Annotated in this window: 15 protein-coding genes; 6 read left to right on the top strand and 9 right to left on the bottom strand. The window is 68.6% G+C overall.

Going from position 1 to position 19,705, the window contains the following annotated elements:
- Window positions 1-30 precede the first annotated feature (30 nt).
- Together ABIB14_RS12580 and rpsT are read left to right on the top strand one after the other, a co-directional pair.
- A complete protein-coding gene (locus ABIB14_RS12580) occupies window positions 31-615 on the top strand; it encodes a type II toxin-antitoxin system PemK/MazF family toxin (protein ID WP_354236224.1) in 585 nt (194 codons plus the stop codon).
- Between the two features lie 204 nt (window positions 616-819).
- Window positions 820-1,080, top strand: coding sequence for a 30S ribosomal protein S20 (gene rpsT / locus ABIB14_RS12575; protein WP_354236223.1), 261 nt, complete (start codon window positions 820-822; stop codon window positions 1,078-1,080).
- Window positions 1,081-1,202: 122 nt separating this feature from the next.
- Here rpsT and holA read toward each other — a convergent pair whose 3' ends face one another.
- The 8 genes from holA to ABIB14_RS12535 form a co-directional block, all read right to left on the bottom strand.
- Complete coding sequence (gene holA / locus ABIB14_RS12570) at window positions 1,203-2,216, bottom strand: DNA polymerase III subunit delta (protein WP_354236222.1); 1,014 nt, start codon at window positions 2,214-2,216, stop codon at window positions 1,203-1,205.
- Complete coding sequence (locus ABIB14_RS12565; protein WP_354236220.1) at window positions 2,150-4,210, bottom strand: ComEC/Rec2 family competence protein; 2,061 nt, start codon at window positions 4,208-4,210, stop codon at window positions 2,150-2,152. Before ABIB14_RS12565 ends, holA begins: the two co-directional genes overlap by 67 nt.
- Before the next feature lies 1 nt (window position 4,211).
- On the bottom strand, window positions 4,212-5,132 hold the full coding sequence (locus ABIB14_RS12560) for a helix-hairpin-helix domain-containing protein (protein WP_354236219.1): 921 nt from the start codon (window positions 5,130-5,132) through the stop codon (window positions 4,212-4,214).
- 49 nt (window positions 5,133-5,181) lie between these two features.
- Window positions 5,182-6,204 carry a DegV family protein gene (locus ABIB14_RS12555; RefSeq protein WP_354236218.1) on the bottom strand — a complete coding sequence of 341 codons (1,023 nt, stop codon included), beginning with the start codon at window positions 6,202-6,204 and terminating at the stop codon, window positions 5,182-5,184.
- A gap of 70 nt (window positions 6,205-6,274) precedes the next feature.
- Window positions 6,275-8,803 carry a leucine--tRNA ligase gene (leuS, locus tag ABIB14_RS12550; protein WP_354236217.1) on the bottom strand — a complete coding sequence of 843 codons (2,529 nt, stop codon included), beginning with the start codon at window positions 8,801-8,803 and terminating at the stop codon, window positions 6,275-6,277.
- 348 nt (window positions 8,804-9,151) lie between these two features.
- Window positions 9,152-10,666, bottom strand: coding sequence for a glycerol kinase GlpK (gene glpK, locus ABIB14_RS12545; RefSeq protein WP_354236216.1), 1,515 nt, complete (start codon window positions 10,664-10,666; stop codon window positions 9,152-9,154).
- Window positions 10,667-10,776: 110 nt separating this feature from the next.
- Window positions 10,777-11,529, bottom strand: coding sequence for an MIP/aquaporin family protein (locus tag ABIB14_RS12540; RefSeq protein WP_354236215.1), 753 nt, complete (start codon window positions 11,527-11,529; stop codon window positions 10,777-10,779).
- Window positions 11,530-11,683: 154 nt separating this feature from the next.
- Window positions 11,684-13,480, bottom strand: coding sequence for a glycerol-3-phosphate dehydrogenase/oxidase (locus tag ABIB14_RS12535; RefSeq protein ID WP_354236214.1), 1,797 nt, complete (start codon window positions 13,478-13,480; stop codon window positions 11,684-11,686).
- A gap of 124 nt (window positions 13,481-13,604) precedes the next feature.
- Between ABIB14_RS12535 and ABIB14_RS12530 the strand changes: the two genes are divergently transcribed.
- The 4 genes from ABIB14_RS12530 to ABIB14_RS12515 are packed head-to-tail and all read left to right on the top strand — an operon-like array spanning window position 13,605 to window position 17,486.
- Window positions 13,605-14,567 carry a sugar-binding transcriptional regulator gene (locus tag ABIB14_RS12530; RefSeq protein WP_354236290.1) on the top strand — a complete coding sequence of 321 codons (963 nt, stop codon included), beginning with the start codon at window positions 13,605-13,607 and terminating at the stop codon, window positions 14,565-14,567.
- 26 nt (window positions 14,568-14,593) lie between these two features.
- The gene (locus tag ABIB14_RS12525; protein WP_354236213.1) at window positions 14,594-15,463 is read left to right on the top strand and encodes an aldo/keto reductase; all 870 of its coding nucleotides are present in this window, start codon (window positions 14,594-14,596) and stop codon (window positions 15,461-15,463) included.
- An 11-nt stretch (window positions 15,464-15,474) separates the two neighbouring features.
- On the top strand, window positions 15,475-16,404 hold the full coding sequence (locus ABIB14_RS12520; RefSeq protein ID WP_354236212.1) for an alpha/beta fold hydrolase: 930 nt from the start codon (window positions 15,475-15,477) through the stop codon (window positions 16,402-16,404).
- The gene (locus ABIB14_RS12515) at window positions 16,401-17,486 is read left to right on the top strand and encodes a glycosyltransferase family 4 protein (RefSeq protein ID WP_354236211.1); all 1,086 of its coding nucleotides are present in this window, start codon (window positions 16,401-16,403) and stop codon (window positions 17,484-17,486) included. Before ABIB14_RS12520 ends, ABIB14_RS12515 begins: the two co-directional genes overlap by 4 nt.
- Window positions 17,487-17,574: 88 nt before the next feature.
- Here the strand turns inward: ABIB14_RS12515 and ABIB14_RS12510 are convergent, their stop codons facing one another.
- Window positions 17,575-19,245 (bottom strand): HNH endonuclease signature motif containing protein, encoded by a 1,671-nt coding sequence (locus ABIB14_RS12510; protein ID WP_354236210.1) that lies wholly within the window; start codon window positions 19,243-19,245, stop codon window positions 17,575-17,577.
- Between the last annotated feature and the right edge of the window lie 460 nt (window positions 19,246-19,705).

The following is a 19,705-nucleotide window of genomic DNA, read 5'->3' as shown; positions in this document are numbered from 1 at the left end:
GTGGCTCTGCATCCCGGTAGGGTTTGCCGGATGGCCCTGAATCTTCGCCCCCTCAGCAACGCCGTCCGCGGCACCCTGCGTTTCCTCGACCGTCTCGGCGGCGGCGCGCCCCCGGCCCGCCCGCCCGCAGGCAAGACCCCGGGCGCGACGCGCGGCACTGCTCCCGGCAAGGGCACCATCCACCGGCCGGCCGGCCGCCCCGGAGGCCTCACCGGCACCTACCCGGGCGACTTCTTGGGCAAAGCGACGGTGAAGTACTGCCCGGCAGCGAACGGCCTGCCCGAACCGGGCGAGATCGTCTGGACCTGGGTGCCGTACGAAGAGGACAACCAACGGGGTAAGGACCGTCCGGTACTCCTGGTGGGGAGCCACGGCCGGTACCTGCTCGGACTGATGCTCACCAGCAAGGACCACGACGGCGACGAGCGCCGAGCGGACGACTACGTCGACATCGGCACGGGGCCTTGGGACCGGCAGTGGCGCCCCAGTGAGGCGCGGCTGGACCGAATCCTGCAGATCAACCCCCGGGACGTGCGCCGTGAAGGCGCGATCCTCGACGCCGGGCGGTTCCGGGACATCTCCTCGGCCCTCCGCAGCCGCCACGGCTGGTCCTGAACGGAGCCGCCGGCCCCGCCCGACCCCCGCGGCGGAATCAAATCGCCAGGGCGTTCCCGTCTCTGCTATCATTGGCAGCTGTGTGTCCGTGCAGGTCGACGGCCACAGATGGTTGGTCGCCATAGGTATCCCCACGCCGCTCAGTCAATGGCCAATCTGAAAGCCCTCTAGACCATTTTCCGCATTGAAAAAGAGAGTTCACACGTGGCTAATATCAAGTCCCAGAAGAAGCGCATCCTGACCAACGAAAAGGCTCGCCTGCGCAATAACGCAGTCAAGTCCGAGCTGAAGACGGCCATCCGCGCCGTCAACACCGCCGTTGAGGCCACCGACAAGGATGCTGCTACTGCTGCACTGGTGACTGCCAGCCGGAAGCTAGACAAGGCTGTCAGCAAGGGCGTTCTTCACCAGAACAACGCTGCAAACCGCAAGTCGGCGATCTCCAAGAAGGTCAACGCACTCTAAGGTTTTCCAGTTCAACTGAACTGATGATTGTGGCCGGTACCCCAGGGTGCCGGCCACAGCCAGTTAAGGTGGCGGTTGCCGACAGCTGCCCCGTTCCCTGACGAGACCGCGGCACCGGTGCGTCAGCGGCGGACCGCGCCCGCAATCACCGTCACGGCGTGCTCGACGGCGTAGACCGGGTCCCGGGAGAGGCCCTTGACCTGCGCATCGGCCTCCGCCGTGACCTGGATGGATCGCGCCAGGCCTTCCGGGGTCCAGCGCCTGACGTCACGCTGGGCCATCTCCACCAGCCACGGCTGCATGCCCAGCTGCTTGGCGATCTGTGTGGAGGAGCCCTGCGCTCCCGCAACTTTGGCGAGGGACCGCAGCTTCGCGGCAAGGGCCGCGACGATCGGCACCGGATCGGCTCCGGTGTCGAGGGCGTGGCGAAGGGTGGAGAGGGCCAGCGGCGCGTTGCCGGCCATGGCGGCATCGGCCACCTTGAAACCGGTGGCTTCGACCCTGCCGCCGTAGTAGCGGTCCACCATGTCCGAATCCACCGCAGTGGCGGCATCAGCGATCAGTTGGCTGCAGGCGGCCGCGAGTTCCGCCAGATGGGCACCGACCGCGTTGACGAGGGCGTGCACTGCGTCGGGCTCGATCCGTCGGGAGGCGGCTTTGAACTCGGTGGCGACGAAGGCCCCCTTGTCCGCGTCCTTCTTCAGCGGCTGGCAGTCAACCACCGGCCAGCCACCCGCCTTGATGGCGTCGAGCAGTTTCTTTCCCCGTACTCCGCCGCCGTGGCGCAGCACGAGCACGGCGTCCGGATCGGGGCGGGCCACGTACTTCAGGGCGTCGGCGAGGAAGGCGTCATTCATCGTCTCGAGGCCTTCGACCTCAATCAGCTTCTGCTCGCCGAACAGGGACGGGCTGACGTTCATGGCCAGCGTTCCGGGTTCGTAGCTGCCGGCGTTCAGCCGGGTGATTTCGACGTCGGGTTCGGCGGCGCGGACCTGGGAACGGACCCGGTCCATGGCCCGGGAGCCGAGGTAGTCTTCGGGGCCGGCTACCAGCACCACCGGCGCCGGGGTCACATCGCGCCAGGTGGCGGTCTTCGTAGCCGTGGTCCTGGTGCGTTGGGTCTGGGCAGCAGCCACTCGTGATTCCTCCGGGAAGTTGGTTTGCAGACTCTAAGCCTGCCACGGCGGGGGCGGTGCACCAAGCCGCGCTGCCCGGGCCGGCGGCGGGTCCAGCGGCCGGCCCAGCTGTGGGCACTGACGGGCGGGTCGGCCTTCCGGTCGAGAACCCTGCCAAGGAACAGTGCGGTGCGCTCCTGCAGTTTGAGGAGCAGGCGCACGGCGGCGGCCGGGTGGCTAACCAGCCAGACACCCGCCAGTGACAGCCCCGAGAGCGCCGCCATGGTGGCCGAACCGTAGGCGCCCTCCGGCCATGGCAGCGCCGCACCGGGGAGCGCCGCGAAGTAGCGTGCGATTCCGGCCACACCGGCCGCGAAGGTTCCAGCCACGGCGATGGGCACTGCCGCGAGGGCGGGGACCAGGGGCACCAGCGGCACGGCAGCCGTGCCCGCGACGGTCACCGGTGCTACCAGCGCTGCGGCTGCCAGGTTCGCCGGCAGGGCGTAGCTGGAGAACTGCGGCTGCAGCAGCACAATAACGGGGCCGCAGAACAACTGGGCGGACAGCGGGACCGCGAAGCCGGCGGCCACCGCGCGCGGCACGACGGAAGGCACCCACCCCATGATCGGCCTGCCGGCCACGACAATGCCCAGGGTGGCCAGGACAGACAGCAGGAAGCCGAAGTCGGCGGCCAGCGCCGGCTCTGCCAGCAGCAGCGCGGTGGAAGCAACGCACAGCAGGCTGAGGCCGCGCCCTGCCCGGCCGAAGACGAGCGCCGAGAGGCCGATCGCGCCCATGCAGGCAGCCCGAAGCACGCTGGCGTCCGGGCCTACCATCAGGACGAACATGCCCAACCCGCCGAGGGCGAGTCCGGCCGCCGCCGGGCGCGTAAACCGCAGGCTGCGGGCCGCCAGCAGCAGAACGCCGAGAACCAGGCTGCAGTTGGCTCCGCTCACGGCAGTCAGGTGGGTCATTCCGACGGTCTTCATGGCGGCGGCGAGCTGCGGATCGAGCGCTTCGGTGTCGCCGGTCACCATTCCGGGCAGCAGTCCCTTGGCGTCGCCAGGCAACCCGGCACTGGCGGCGCTGAAGCTGCTCCGCAGACCTGCCGGGGCGCGATCCCAGCCGGCGGTTGCGGCCAGGCGGACGGGAACGGAGGAGGCGGAAAGCATCCCGGCGTCGGCCTCACCCGGACCGGCGGGCTTCAGCTTGCCCGTGGTCCGGAGCCGCTGACCGGACGCTGCATCTCCCCACTCCGCCCCGCCCAGCACCAGCAGTCCCGCATGTGCTTCCACGCGGCGGCCGTCGAAGATCAGGACCCGCAACGTGGCGGGCACCGCCCAGCGGTCCGACAGCCCGGAGCGGCCGGGGGTGGCGAGCCGCCTCGGCATGCCGCTCACCTCGATCTCTGCCACGACCGATGCACCGGCGGCGACGGCCTCCGCTACCGCACCCTCGTGCCGCGGCACCGAGGCCACCGCGGCGTGGGCGCCGGCGGCGCACGAGAGCAGCAGCGCCGCCGCGGCCGTGCCCCGAAGGCTTCGGGCAGCAGCCTGCCGGTGCCGGCGTCGCGGCAGCAGCAACAGGCCCGCCGCGGCCGTGCCCCGAAGGCTTCGGGCAGCAGCCTGCCGGTGCCGGCGTCGCGGCAGCAGCAACAGGCCCGCCGCGGCAGCCAGCCCGGCGCACAGGGCGGCAAGCGCCGGCGGCGCCAGGCCGCCTCCCGCCAGGGCAGTCCCCCAGACGAGCACCGCGGCCGGCACCAGCCGCAGGTCGGTCCGGCGCCGGCTCCCCGCCGAACGGCCGGACGGCCGCTGACGTGCACCGGCCTGACCGGCCCGCAGCACCTCACGGATTTGGTGAGCCGTACCGGCCAGGATGGCTCTTGCGGTTGCTGCGGCCTGCGACGGCGTCACCCGCCTGGATGCCGGCTCGGGCGCGGCCGTGTTCGGGGCCATGGATGCGGCCGCGGCGTCCCGCAGGGACTGCCAGCGGCGCGGCTGCGGGTCGGTGGACATGTCAGATCCGCACCAGTGGGAGGAGGGCCGCGAGCAGCTTCGGGCCGACACCTTCCACAGCGTCCAGCTCCTCGACGCTGCGGAAGCTGCCGTGCTGTTTCCGCCAGTCCACGATGCGCTGGGCCAGGACCGGACCGACGCGGGGCAGCGTGGCCAGCTCTTCGACGCCGGCGGTGTTCAGGTTGATTTTCGCCGCCGGGGCCCCGGTGCTACCGGGTCCAGTTCCACCGGGTCCAGTTCCACCTGTTCCAGCGGACGGGACGGCGCCGTCGCCCGCACCTGCGCCGGCCGGGCTTCCACGCTCCGGGACAAGGATTTTCTGGCCGTCCTCGAGGACGGCGGCGAGGTTGAGCCGGTCCAGGTCCGCGGCAGCCGTGCCCCCGCCGGCAGCCATGATGGCTTCGTGGAGCCGGCTTCCGCCCGGCATCTTAATCACACCGGGGCTGGCCACGGCGCCGGCGACGTGCACGACGATCATGCTGCCCGCCGGTGCGCCGGGCACCTCCACGGCGGCCGGGTCCGCCGGGCCTGCCGTCCCGCCGTCGATCGCCGCCTGGCTGCCGGTTCCGACCGGACGAGAACGGCCCGCCGGCTCGGACCCCGGCGGTTCACCGAGGGGCTGGACCCGGGGAGCACCATCGGCCGCCTGCCACCAGAACCAACCGCCCAACAGCACGCAGAGGACCGTGAGCAGCGCCGCGGCACGCCGCCCCGTACGCCATCTGAAGGCCGCACCTGCAGGGCCTCCAGATGCCGCGGGTTCCGCGGCTGCAGCATCCGCCGCAACGCCATCGGGCAGGACGTCATCGAGCAGGGCGTCGTCCGGTGCAGGGCCAAGGCTTGCGACCCAGCGGTGCCGGGCCAGGCCTGTTGCGCTGCCCGATGCGCTGCGGGCTTCGGCTCCCGGATAGTGGCGCGACATGCGTCCCAGCCTAGGATCGCCGCAGGCCCGGCGACAGGAACCGGAACGGCTATGTGGACAGTGGCCCGGTGCCCCTGGAAGTCCCGGCGCTACCGGGCACCGGGGTGCTGCTCTCCCCCACGATCACCACCAACACTCCGAGTCCGGCGTGGGCGGCCAGCACGGCCGGCAAGGAACTGATCTGCGCGGCAGGGCAACCGGGAAGCTGCCGCTCCAGCCGCGAAGCCAGCTGCTCGGCCTCGGTCCGGTTGCCGAAGTGATGCACCGCGATCCTGGCCTCGCCCTGCGGGCGGGACAGGGCATCGGCGGCGGCGACCTCCTCGAGTCTGGCGATGGCCCGCACCGCCGAGCGGACTTTTTCCAGCGGCACCACTTTGCCGCCCTCGACGGCCAGGATGGGTTTGATCGAGAACATGGTGCCCCAGAGCGAGGCGGCAGCACCGATCCTCCCGCCGCGGCGCAGCTGTTCCAGGCTGGGAACGTAGAAGTAAACCCGGGTGCGGTCCAGCCGCTCCCGGGCGTACGCACTGACCTCTTCCGCGCCCCGTCCGTCGGCAGCTGCGACGACGGCGCTCTGCACGCCCATCCCCTGAGCCATCCCGACGGTGCGCGAATCCAGGACTTCCACCGGGATCCCCACCTTGGCCGCGGCGAGCCGCGCGGAGTCCGGGGTACCTGAGAGTTCGGCGGAGATGTGAATGGACACCACGGATTCGAAGCCACGGGCCGCCGCGGCGAGGTACGCCTGTTCGAACTGGCCAGGTGAGGGCCGGGATGTTCGGACCGGGACGCCGCTGGCCAGGGCCACGGCGATGGTGTCGACAATGTCGTCCTCGCCCTCGCCGTAGATCTCGGAGCCCACCATGACAGGCATCGGGACCACCGTCAGGCGCCCGTCGGCAGTGAAGTCGCGCACCCAGTCCGCCGGCAGCGCGGCAGCTGAGTCGGTGACCACCGCCGTCCGCACGGCCGCAGGCACGGCTTCGGCGGCGGCGCCGGGCCGGGTGGTCTGGCGGAGCCGGGTGAGCCGCTCGCGCAGCCACGGCCAGCCCGGGGGCTCACGGTCGGGCACGAAGGCACCTCCTGGAAAGAGTTCCGGCCGCTGGCAGACGCCGGCGGCCGGTAACGAGTGGCCTGTCCGGCTAGGCCGGGACGATGTTGACCAGTTTAGGCGCCCGCACAATCACGGTGCGGAGCCCCCGCCCGTCCAGCGCGCGCTGGACGTTTTCCGAAGCCAGTGCCAGTTCGCGCAACTCATCCTCGGAAATGCCCGGGGAGACCTCAAGCCGGTCGCGCACCTTGCCCTGGACCTGGACGACGGCGGTGACGGTGTCCTGCACCAACAACGCCTCGTCGTGGGCGGGCCAGCCGGCGTTGGCCACCGACGCCGGGTGCCCCAGCACGTTCCACAGGTCCTCCGCGGTATAGGGAGCGAACAGGCTCAGGATGACCGCAACAGCCTCCACGGCCTCGCGGACGGCCGGGTCCGCGCCGCCTCCGCCTGCGTCTATTGTCTTGCGGGTCGCGTTGACCAGTTCCATAAGTTTCGCCACCACCACATTGAACTTGTTGTGGTCCAGCAACGCCGCGGCGTCGGCGATGGTGCGGTGGGTGACCGTGCGGAGCGCACGGTCACCGGAGGCGAAGTCGACGCCGGGTTCACTCGTGACGTCCTGGCCGAGCCGCCAGGCGCGGGCCAGGAACTTCGCGGAGCCGGACGGCGACACGTCGGCCCAGTCGACGTCGTCCTCCGGCGGGGAGGCGAAAATCATGGTCAGCCGCACGGCGTCGACGCCGAACCTGTCCAGCTGCTGGCCCAGGTCCACACCGTTTCCGAGGGACTTGCTCATGGCCTTGCCGCCGTTGAGCACCTGGCCCTGGTTCAGCAGCGCGCGGAACGGTTCGTCGGTTTCGATGAGGCCCAGGTCGTGGATGACCTTGGTGAAGAAGCGGGCGTACAGCAGGTGCAGGATGGCGTGTTCGACGCCGCCGACGTACTGCCCCACCGGCATCCAGTCGTTGACCTTGGCCGGGTCGAACGGACCCTCGGTGTATTGCGGTGAGACGAAGCGCAGGAAGTACCAGGACGAGTCCACGAACGTGTCCATGGTGTCCGTGTCGCGCTTGGCCGGGCCCTGGCAGGCCGGGCATTCCACGTTGACCCACGCCTCGGCGGCGGCCAGCGGGGAGGTGCCCTTCGGGGACAGGTCCTCGCCGCGCAGGTCCTCCGGCAAGGTGACCGGCAACTGGTCGTCCGGGACCGGGACTTCGCCGCAGGCCGGGCAGTGGATGATCGGGATGGGGGTGCCCCAGAAGCGCTGGCGGCTCAGAAGCCAGTCACGCAGGCGGAAGTTCACAAATTTCTCGCCGGTGCCCTGCTGCTCCAGGATTGCGATGGCCGCTGTGATGGCCTCGGCCTTGGGCAGGCCGTTTAGCGCGCCGGAGTTGATCAGGGTTCCCTCGCCGGTGGTCGCCGTGCCGGTGGCGGCCGGGTCCTCGTCGCCGGTGTCCAGGACCGCCCGCACGGGCAGGCCGAAGGTCTTGGCGAAGTCCAGGTCGCGCTGGTCGTGGGCCGGGACTGCCATGATGGCACCGGTGCCGTAGTCGGCCAGTACGTAGTCTGCGGCCCAGACCGGCAGCTTTTCGCCGTTCAGCGGGTTGATCGCGTAACGGCCGGTGAAGACGCCGGTCTTTTCCCGCTCGGTGGCCTGGCGCTCGATTTCGGACAGCGCTTTGACCTGTTCGCGGTAGGCGTCCAGGGCCGGCGCGTGTTCCCCGGTGACCAGGTCGACGGCGAGCGGAGCGTCAGCGGCGACCACGAAGAACGTCGCACCGTACAGGGTGTCCGGACGGGTGGTGAACACGGTGACGTCCTTGGCGGGCTTCCCGCCGTCGGCCTCGATCACGAAGTTGACGTGGGCGCCCTCGGAGCGGCCGATCCAGTTCTTCTGCATGGCGAGGACCCGCTCGGGCCAGTGCCCGCGCAGTTGCTCCATGTCTTCCAGCAGCCGGTCGGCGTAGTCGGTGATCTTGAAGTACCACTGGTTCAGGGACTTCTTGGTCACCGCGGTGCCGCACCGCTCACAGGCGCCGTTGACCACCTGTTCGTTGGCCAGCACGGTCTGGTCCTTGGGGCACCAGTTGACCGGCGAATTCTTGCGGTAGGCCAGGCCGCGCTCGTAGAAGCGCTTGAACAGCCACTGGGTCCAGCGGTAGTACTCGGGATCCGAGGTTTGCAGCCGGCGCGACCAATCGACGGAGATCGCGTAGCGCTTGAAGGAGGCCGCCTGGGTGTCGATGTTGGCGTAGGTCCACTCACTGGGGTGCGCATTGCGCTTGATGGCGGCGTTTTCCGCCGGCAGGCCGAAGGAGTCCCAGCCGATCGGGTGCAGCACGTCGTAGCCCTGCTGGCGCAGGTAACGCGCGACGACGTCGCCCATCGCGAACGCTTCGGCGTGGCCCATGTGGAGGTCTCCGGACGGGTACGGGAACATGTCCAGCACGTAGCGGCGTTCCTTCGAGCCGTCATCCAGGGGCGTGAAGACCTTGAGGTCTTCCCAGACCTGCGGCCATCTGGCCTCCATGGCCGCGAAGCTGTAGGTACCCTCCTCGGGGCCTTCGCTCGCAACGGCTGCTGCTGTTCCGGTCTCTGTCTCCGGCTGAACGCTCACTGCTGGCCTCTTCTGTTCTTTCGATCTTGTCGATCAGGACTGTCCTGCCTGATCCCTCTGGTCCCCTGCTGCAGGCCGGCAAATCTCCCGGACACACAAAAGCCCCTCGACACGGAGGGGCTGCCGCTCGGCAATCCGGGTTTAGTCGGGATGCCGCGCGGCTAGCTAAGCAGGGTGATCGCACGCATAGGACAACTTTAGCGCACCTGCCACTTTGCGAAAATCGCCGCGAGCGGCTGAAGCGATCGGTTCGGACATGCCGAGCTGTTAAGGGGGCCCGGGAGCGGCTTCGGGCGTCCGCGAAGCGGGCGGGGCCCCCTTAACAGCGAAGGCATAGACTCTCCGGGCCTACTTCACGTCCTCGTCGACCCAGCCCATGGACTTGGTGACGGCCTTTTTCCAGAGGCGCATCTGCCGATCGCGCTCACCGGCTTCCATCTTGGGCTCCCAACGCTTGTCCTCGGCCCAATACTTGCCAACCTCCTCGGTGTCCTTCCAGAAACCCACGGCCAGGCCCGCCGCGTAGGCAGCACCCAGTGCGGTGGTCTCCACGATCTTCGGACGGATGACCGGGATGCCGAGGATGTCCGCCTGGAACTGCATCAGCGCGTCGTTGGCGACCATCCCGCCGTCGACCCTCAGGTCTTCCATGTCCACCCCGGAATCGGCGTTGGCGGCGTCCAGGACCTCGCGGGTCTGGAACGCCGTGGCTTCCAGGGCGGCCCGGGCAATGTGCCCCTTGTTGACGAAGCGCGTCAGTCCCACGATGACTCCGCGGGCATCGCTCTGCCAGTAGGGGGCGAACAAACCGGAGAAGGCCGGGACAATGTAGACGCCGCCGTTGTCCTCGACCGTCTTCGCCAGCGTTTCAACCTCGGGTGCGGACGAGATCAGGTTGAGGTTGTCCCGGAGCCATTGGATCAGGGAGCCGGTGACGGCGATGGAGCCTTCCAGGGCGTAGACCGGTTTCGCGTCGCCCACCTTGTAGCAGACGGTGGTCAGCAGACCGTTCTTGGAGTGCACGATCTCCTCACCGGTGTTGACGATCATGAAGTTGCCGGTGCCGTAGGTGTTCTTGGCCCCGCCCTTCGCGAAGGCAGCCTGGCCGAAGGTCGCGGCCTGCTGGTCGCCCAGGATCCCCGCGACAGGAACTTCACGCAGCAACTGCGAGGTATGCACCGTTCCGTAGACCTCGGACGAGGACTTGATCGCGGGCAGCATGGATTTCGGCACACCGAACGCGGCCAGGATCTCCTCATCCCAGCTGAGCGTTTCGAGGTCCATGAACATGGTCCGCGAGGCGTTGGTGACGTCGGTGATGTGCACTCCCCCGTCGGTCCCGCCGGTCAGGTTCCAGGTGACCCAGCTGTCCGTGTTGCCGAAGAGGAGGTCCCCGGCCTCCGCCTTGGCGCGGGCACCGTCCACGTTGTCCAGGATCCACTTGATCTTGGTGCCCGAGAAGTAGGTTGCCAGCGGCAGGCCAACCTTCTGTTTGAACCGCTCCACTCCGCCGTCGGCCGCGAGTTCGTCGACGATTGACTGGGTGCGGGTGTCCTGCCAGACGATGGCGTTGTAGACGGCCTTGCCGGTGGTCTTGTCCCAGACCACCGCCGTCTCCCGCTGGTTGGTGATACCGACAGCGGCAATATCGTGACGCGTGAGGTTCGCCTTGGACAGCGCGGATCCGATCACCTCGCGGGTGTTGTCCCAGATCTCGGCCGGATCGTGTTCCACCCAGCCTGCCTTGGGGAAGATCTGCTCATGCTCCTTCTGCCCGCTGGAGACGATGTTGCCGTCGTGATCGAATACGATTGCGCGGGTGCTCGTGGTTCCCTGGTCGATGGCGATTACATACTGGTTCATGCTGACGTCCTTGTCTGATCGGCCTAGCGGTTGAATTGATGCGATATCGAGCGCTTATCTTGCGGGTTTCGCCGGCTTTCCCGGCCCACCGGCCGGGAGTACTTGCCGGGTTATGAGGCGGCGGCGGTGGCGATGATCGGCACCACTGCTGCGACGATGCCGGCGAGTCCGCCGCCGACCAGCGGTCCGACGACCGGGATCCACGAGTAGCTCCAGTCGGAGGAACCCTTTCCCTTGATCGGCAACAGGGCGTGGGCAATGCGGGGGCCGAGGTCACGGGCCGGGTTGATGGCGTATCCGGTGGGGCCACCGAGGGAGACGCCGATGCCGACAACTAGCAGGGCCACGGCCAGCGGGCCGAGTCCGGAAGGGGTCCCGCCGAAGGTCAGGATGACGAAGACGAGGACAAAGGTGCCGATGATTTCCGTGATCAGGTTCCACGGGGTCGAGCGGATGGCCGGACCGGTTGAGAAAACGCCCAGCTTGCTGGCGGGCTCGGGCTCGATATCGAAGTGCTGCCGGTGTGCCAGCCACATTACGACGGCGCCCAGGAAAGCACCGAGCAGTTCGCCGCCGAAGTAGGTCAGCGTGGAGCCGAAGTCGACCGCGACCCCCGGGGCGTATTCCTTTTTGCCGTTGAGCAGCAGGCCGAGGGTGACGGCCGGGTTCAGGTGCGCGCCCGACTTGGCGGCAACGTAGACGCCGCAGAAGACGGCAATGCCCCATCCCCAGGTGACCATCAGGAACCCGCCGTTGTTGCCCTTGGTGCCTTTGAGCGCGACGTTGGCCACCACGCCACAACCCAGCAGGGTCAGCATGCCGGTGCCGAATACTTCGGACAAGAAAACTATTCCAAGAGACATCTTTGACTCCTCTATTTTCTGTTGTCAGCCCTTCGCGAGTTTGAAGGGCCGTTGGCCCGGCAGTGTTTTTGCGCTGCCGTGCCAGCCACCGCCGGGCCCCCGGAGGGCCCGGCGGTCTTCGTGCCCGGACTAACCCGCCCGGGCACGCAAGCTATCAGGCGACCAGGCTGTCGATCTGGACGCCGTGGAACCGTTGGAGCACCTCCTGGGCGTAGTCGATCTCGGCGGTCCGTACCGCCGTGTCCCAGCCCAGCGGGCCGGACAGGATTTCGGCGACTTCGTTCAGCAGTTCCCCCGTCACGAGCCCGCGGAAAGCGAGCGAGGTGCGGCGGACCAGCACGTCGATCAGATGCCCGAGCTGTTCGTTTTGTGCCATGAATTCGAGTTCCCGCACGCTGAGTTCGTGGGTGGAGTGCAGCAACTGGTCGGGTCCGGCGTCGAGGTAGGACATGACGTCGACGGCGCGCGTGCCGTAGCGGGTGAGCAAGCCGGCGGTCCGGGCCGCGTCACGGCCGGCGCACATGCGCTCCTTGATCCAGCGCTGGACGCCGTCTTCGGTGTCCGGGAAGCCGGCGCCGCCGCCGATGGCGAGTTTCGCCGTGGAAACTTTCCGCCGCAGGCCGAGTTCGGTCAGGACGTCGTTGCTGAGGTGCTCGGCGAGAGCCCGGAACGTGGTCCATTTGCCTCCCACCAGGCTGAGCACTACGCCACTGCCGGCGGCGCGCCGTCCCTCACCGCCGTCGGCTCTGGCGGGGCCTCGGCGCTCGATCCGGTAGTCACGGCTCACGAACCCGGGCTGCGTTGCGTCGTGCCGGGGCAGCGGACGGACCCCGGAGAATGTGTAGACGATCTGGTCCCGGTGCACCGCCACGCCCGGGAAGACATGCCCGATGAGGTCGAAAAAGTAGTCGATTTCGGCGTCCGTGCAGACGGCATCTTCGGTCATATCGGCGTCGACGTCGGTGGTGCCGACCAGCACCCGGTCCCCCATCGGATAGATGAGCACAATCCTGCCGTCCGTATGCTCGAAGAAGATCTCCCGGCCCCCGCATGCCTCGAGCAGCTCCGGGTGGTCCAGCACGATGTGGGAGCCCTTGGTGCCGCCCATGAAAGCCGAGGCGGCGCCCATCGCCTGGTTGGTCAGATCGACCCAGGCGCCGGTGGTGTTGACCACGACGTCGGCGGTGAAATCGAAGACCTCGCCGGTCAGTTCGTCGCGGAGCCGGACAGCCCCGGCATTGCCTCCGGCGGAGGCCGTTGTCGAGACCAGGGAGAGGTAGTTGCTGGCGCGGGCGCCGTTTCCGCCCGCTTCGCCGGCTTTCTCGCCGTCCTGGAGCACGTCCAGGGTGAGCCGTTCCGGGTTGTGGACAGAGGCGTCGAAATAGGTCGCGGCGTACTTGATGCCGGCGTGCAGCCGGGGCAGTTCGGCCAGGGCCCGCTTACGGGCTCGGAACTGGTGGCGCGGCACGGTGCCGCCGTCACGGGAGAAGAAGTCATACATGCTCAGGCCCAGCTTGATCAGGAAGGCGCCGCGCTCGGTGGGCGCACCCTGCTTGTGGGTGAGGAACCGCAGCGGCGCGGCGAGGATGCCGGAGAAGGTGCTGAAGATCGGAATGGTGGTCTGCAACGGTTTCACGTAGTGCGGGGCGATCCGGAGGAGCCGGTTGCGTTCAACCACTGACTCCCGGACGAGGCGGAATTCGCCGTTTTCGAGGTACCTGATGCCGCCGTGGATCATGTGCGAGGATGCGCCGCTGGCGCCCTGGCAGTAGTCGCCCCGTTCAACGAGGGCGACGTCCACGCCCTGCAGGGCCAGATCGCGGAACGTGCCGACTCCGTTGATGCCGCCGCCGATGATTAGCACCTGGGCATGCGGACGGTTCCGCAGCCGCTGCACGGAGGTGCGCGGTGTACTCGACGCCGGATGGCCGGATGAATCCTTGTTTCCCAAAACTGCTCCTTGGGGCTTGGTGCTGCGCGGCGCGCCGCAGGGCACGTCGCCGTTGAAGACTATTCTTTGGACTAATGGAAAATGGAGTCAAGGACTATGCACAAACGTGCAGATCGGAATTCGAATGTCGGCCACCCGCCAGTCAGACGCCCTCCGGGCCGCGCAGCTGTATTACCTTCAAGACCTGACCATGGACGCCATCGCCCGGGAGCTCCGGACCTCCCGTTCTACCGTCTCCCGGCTGCTCTCGGCGGCCCGGGAATCCGGCCTGGTGCAGATCCAGATCCGCAGCCCGCTGGACACCGGCCCGGAGCTCGCGAGCATGATCCGCGCCCAATACAAGGTCGATGTGCATGTCGTCCCGGTCGTGGACACGCTCAACGAGGCCGAGACGCTGGACCGGGTGGCGATGCAGGCAGCCCGCACCATCGGTCCGCTCGTTGACTCGAACGCGATCATTGGGGTGGCGTGGGGTTCCACGCTGAGTGCGGTGAGCAGGCACCTGACCCGAAAGCTCACGCACGACAGCATCATCGTCCAGCTCAACGGCGCCGGAAATATGCAAACTACGGGCATCACCTATGCCTCGGACATTATGCGGCGCTTCGGCAGCGCCTATGGCGCACGGGTGGAGCAGTTCCCGGTGCCGGCGTTCTTCGACCACGCGGCGACCAAGACGGCGATGTGGAATGAGCGCAGCGTTCAGCGCATCCTGCGGCTGCAGTCACGGATGAGCATCGCCATCTTCGGGGTGGGATCGGTCGACGCCGACTACCCCAGCCACGTCTACGCAGGCGGCTACCTGGACGAGGACGACCTGGGCGTGCTGGCCGGTTCCGAGGTCGTGGGCGATGTAGCCACCGTCTTCTTCCGCGCCGACGGCTCATCCGACGGGATCACCCTCAACGAGCGCTCCACCGGGCCGGACCTGGCCCAGCTCCGGCAGGTCCGTCGCCGGATCTGCGTGGTGTCCGGCGCGTCCAAGATCAACGGGCTGCGCGGCGCGCTGGCCGCGGGCCTGGCCACCGACCTGATACTCGATGAGGCCAGCGCCCGACGCCTGGTCAGCACCGGCGGCCTGTCCTGACCGCCGGACTGGGTAGAGTCGTGGCTATGAGAATCTCCCCCCGGCTGACCCTGAACAACGGTGTGATGGTGGATCGGCTCGGGTTCGGGCTCTACAAGGTGCCCCCGGCCGACGCCGCCGGGCTCGTCACCGCGGCGCTGGAGGCCGGCTACCGCCACTTCGACACGGCAGCCATGTACGGGAATGAAACGGGGGTGGGGAAAGCTGTCGGAGCCTTGTCCGCCTTTGACGGCTCCGCGGGCGGCTCCGGCGAACTGCACCGGGCCCTCGCCAGGGAGGACCTCTTCGTGACCACAAAGCTCTGGAACGACGACCAGGGCTACGACGCCACGCTGCGCGCCTTCGACGCTTCCATTTCCAGGCTAGGCCTCGCCTACGTGGACCTGTACCTGATCCACTGGCCCTGCGCGAAGCGCGGCCTGTTCACCGAAAGCTACCGCGCCCTTGAGACGTTGTACCGCGAAGGCCGGGTCCGCGCCATCGGCGTTTCCAACTTCCAGCCCGCACACCTGGAGCGCCTGCTCCAGAGCGCCGAAGTGGTGCCCGCCGTCAACCAGATCGAGTTGCACCCCTGGCTGCAGCAGGCGGAACTAAGGGCGCTGCACGCCTCCCTGGGCATCACCACGGAGGCCTGGAGCCCGCTGGGACGCGGGCAGGTGCTGCAAGATCCGGTCGTACTGGAGCTCTCCGCGGCGCACCGCCGGAGCGCGGCGCAGATCATCCTGCGCTGGCACCTGGAAGTGGGCAACGTCGTCATACCCAAGGCCAGCTCGTCCGGCCGGATCCGTGAGAACCACGACATCTTCGGTTTCAGCCTCGGCACCGCGGGCCTGGACGCACTCGCGGGCCTGGAGCGGGGATTCCGCACCGGCTCCAACCCCGACAACGTCAACTAGGATCCGAGCGAATGGAACACGTGGCCACCGAGTCCTCACCCTTGCCGCCCCTGCTCAGCCCGGAGATGGAAACCCGCAGCAGCTCCGCCACGGTGGACTTGGGCGGCACCCGCGTCGCCTACTGGAGCTACGAGCCCGTCCGGGAGACCCCGGCGACCCGGACCATCCTGGTGATCCACGGCTTCCGCGGCGACCACCACGGTCTGTTGCGTGTAGTCGACCAGCTGCCCGAAATGCGCCTGATCATGCCGGATCTGCCCGGGTTCGGCGTCTCCGGCGCCTTCCCGCCCGGCGGTCACAGCGTCAACGGCTACAGCCGGTTCGTCGGTGACTTCATGGCCGCCCTCGGGCTGGGACCGGACACCGTGCTGCTGGGCCACTCCTTCGGTTCGATCATCGCCAGCCACTTCGTGGCGGACCATCCCTGCGCGGTCACCGAACTGATCCTGATCAACCCCATCGCGGCGCCCGCCCTAGAGGGCCCCAAGGGACTCATGACCAAGGCCGCGGTGCTCTATTACGAGGCGGCGGCCCGGCTGCCGCGCGGCATCGGCAACGCCCTCCTGCGCAACCAACTGATTGTCCGGGTCATGAGCGAGGCCATGGCCAAAACCAGGGACAAGGCACTGCGGCGGTTCGTCCACGCCCAGCACAGCGCCTACTTCTCCGCGTTCGCGGACCGGGACAGCCTCCTCGAAGCTTTCAAGGCCTCGGTCAGCAGCAACGTCACCGAGGTGGCGGCGAGGCTCGCGCTGCCCGTACTGCTCGTAGCCGGCGAGAAAGACGAAATCGCCACGCTGCCGGACCAGCACAAGCTCCTGCCGCTGTTGCCGGACGGAACCCTCGAAGTCATTCCCGGCGTCGGGCACCTGATCCACTACGAAACCCCGGCACCCGCCGCGGGCTTCATCCGACGCTTCCTGGAGGGCCACGCCGCGTGAAAATACTGATTGACGCCCGTTTCACCAGGCTCGACCATCACGACGGCATCAGCCGCTACGGTTCGAGCCTGATCGCCGCCGCCGCCAAAATCGCGGACGTCTCGATGCTGATCAGCGATACACGCCAGCTGGCCCTGCTGCCCGACGTGCCCTATACCCTGATCAACAGCCCACTCTCACCGGCGGAGTTATTTGTAGCGGCCAAAGTCAACCGGCTCGGCGCCGACGTCGTGGTCTGCCCGATGCAGACCATGGGCAGCTGGGGCCGCAATTACGCCCTGGTCCTGACCCTGCACGACTTGATCTACTACGAGCACCCGGCCCCGCCCTGGTTCCTTCCGGCCCCGGTCCGCGTGCTCTGGAGGCTTTACCACAAGGCGTTCTGGCCGCAGCGGGTGCTGCTGAACCGCGCCGACGTCGTCGCAACAATCAGCTCCACCACCGAGTCGCTGATCGCAAAGTACCGGCTCACGAAGCGTCCGGTGCGGATCGTCGGCAATGCCCCGCAGCCGGGGCTCACACCTCGGGATCCCGGGGCCGGCGCGGACAAGACGGTGCTCTACATGGGCTCCTTCATGCCGTATAAGAATGTGGAGACCATGGTCAAGGGCATGGCGGAGTTGCCGGAGATGACCCTGCACCTGCTGAGCCGGATCACGCCCGGGCGCCGGGCGGAGCTGGCGGCGCTGGCCCCGGCAGGCGCCAACATCGTGTTCCATAACGGTGTGACGGATGCCGAGTACGAGGAGCTGCTGGCCCGCACTACGGCCCTGGTGAGCCTCTCAAAAGCGGAGGGCTATGGCCTGCCGCTCGTGGAGGCGATGTCGCACGGCACTCCGGTCATCGCCAGCGACATTCCGATCTTCCGCGAGGTTGGCGGCGACGCGGTCAGCTATGTGGACCCGGACTCGCCGTCGGCGTTTGCCGATGCCGTGCGCGGTCTCGAGGACCCGGCGCTGTGGAAGCAACGGTCCGGCCGGGCCGTGCAGCGCGCCGCCGAGTTCAGCTGGGACGCCTCCGCGCAACGCTTGCTGCAAGTCGGGCAGGAGGCCGTGGCTCTGCGCGCCCGCAAAACTCGCTAGAGCCATTCGGCGCCGTGGTTGCCACCAGGCTCAACTCCGCTGCACCGCCCCAATGGAAAATCCCGGAATCAGACGGCCGGCGAGGCGCTCAGGCACGTTGCAACCAGCAGTCCTCCGGAAAGGTTTCCTCGGGGGTCGCTACCCAGTTTGGATCGTCCACGTCCGATGCCGTCAGTGGGTGCGCGGCCGTGAACAGGTACCAATCGGGGAAGGGGTCCTCGGGCAGTTCGGGGTCCGGTCCTGGGCCGGCTGGCGGGCCTAGGTCCGGGGGCGGTTCCGGTTCTGGGTCGCGGCCGGGGTCCACTGGCCGGCCAGGGACCGTTCCTGTGGCGGCAGCCGGAAAACGTTGCGGCCAGTGGGGTGGTTCCCAGTCCTGGTGTTCGCTGGGGTAACAACGTCCTGACGGGGAGGTCCAGCCGGGCGGGTGGTTCTTGCTGGCCGCGGTGGGGGTCCAGGCGGTGGTGTGTTTGAGGCGGTGGTGTTTGCGGCAGGGCTGACCGAGGTTGGCGATGCCGGTGGTGCCGCCGTCGGCCCAGGCCAGGAGGTGGTCGGCGTCGTTGTCCAGGGAGGGGTTGTGGCAGCCCGGGAACGGGCATTTGCCGTCGCGGAGGCGGAGCCAGTGCCGCAGGGCTTTGGTGAGCCGGTAGCTGGTCCGGCCGATTTCCAGCGGCGCCCCGTCGCGGGGGTCGGTCAGGACCCGGTAAAAGGAGTCAGCCCCGTCGGCGACCAAGGCCCGGGCCATCGACGGCGGAATCGGACCGTACCCGTCGAGGACGGCAGGTTCGTCGGTGGCACCGAGCAGGGATAGGACCGGGACGGTGACCAACACCTGCGCCCGCGGAACCGGCACGCCCTCCCCAAGGGACCCGGCGCCGGTGCCGGTGCGGACCGTACCGGTGGTGAGGAGCCAGGTGGCGGTGATGTCGGCGCGGAGCTGGGTCAGGGTCCGGGCCTCGGCCGGGCCCTGTAGGGTCCGGGCGGCGGTGGTGGTCCGCTCCCAGATCCCCGCCGCCGTGGCGGCCGGGAGGTAGGCCGAGAGCCAGGCCATGCCGTCCCGGTCCGGGGCGTACTCGACCCGCCGGTCACCGGCGCTCCTGGTGTGGCGGGTTTCGATGCTGACGGGGTGGTGGCGTTCGCGCCAGGTGCGGGCCTTGGCCCGGAACCGGCCCGGCACCAGCTCCCCGGCCGGGCAGCCGCGGGCCGGGGTCGCCGCACCGGGGTCCAGGAAGTGCGCCTCCAGCCCGGCCGCCCCGGCCGGGTCCAGGCCGGAGGTTTCATCGACCATGATCCGGGCGTGCTGCCAGGAAATTTCCCCGGCCTGCAGGGCGGCCAGGGTCAGCGGCAGCGCCGTCGTCAACGCCAGGGATTCGCAGATCAGGGCGCTGGCGGTCCGTTCGCTGACGGTCAGGACGCAGGCGACCTCGGCGACCACGGCCATCTCCTGGCCGGTGCGTTCCTGCGCGGAGACTGCCGGGGCCGCCAGTGCCTCGGCCGCCTGCACGTAATCCGCGGTCACCCGGACCTTCAACGCGGCCGCCCCGGCCGCCCACCGCTCCAGCCCGGCCAGGACGTCCAGACACACGTCCGCCCTGGCACGCAACGGATCAAAGTCCCGCAGCGGATCCGTGTCGGAGGGCTCATCGAGGTCACAGTCCGCGCCCGCTTCGGTGTCGGCGAGGGCAGCCAGTGCGGCGGCGGACTCGGCGAGGGCCGCCAGGGCCTCCCGGGTTTCCGCGCTCAAAGCCGCTCCGCTTTTCATGCTCCCAGCCTATGGCCGGGCACCGACAATTTAGACCAGCCAGCCCAGCCGCTCACGCGGCATGCCGGACACACCCGACGGGGGTCAGCTTGGCCACGACCGGTCCCGGCGAACGAAGCAAGCGCACCAGCGGCGGCAGACGCGGCGAGGGCCGCCAGGGCCTCCCGGGTTTCCGCACTAAAAGCCGCACCGCTTTTCATGCTCCCAGCCTATGACCGGGCACCGACAATTTAGACCAGCCAGCCCAGCCGCTTACGCGGCATCCCGGACACACCCGACGGGGGTCAGCTTGGCCACGACCGGTCCCGGCGAACGAAGCAAGCGCACCAGCGGCGGCGGACGCGGCGAGGGCCGCCAGGGCCTCCGGTTACGTCCCGTGGAGTGGTGTAGATCTCCGCAGTTGCGCGTTGCTCCGGCGACGTAGTGAGCCATCGTGCGATGGTCAGTGAGTACCGATCAA

Source organism: Arthrobacter sp. UYEF3, assembly GCF_040546245.1.
Lineage (GTDB): Bacteria > Actinomycetota > Actinomycetes > Actinomycetales > Micrococcaceae > Arthrobacter.
This window is presented reverse-complemented; position numbering and strand designations above follow the sequence as displayed.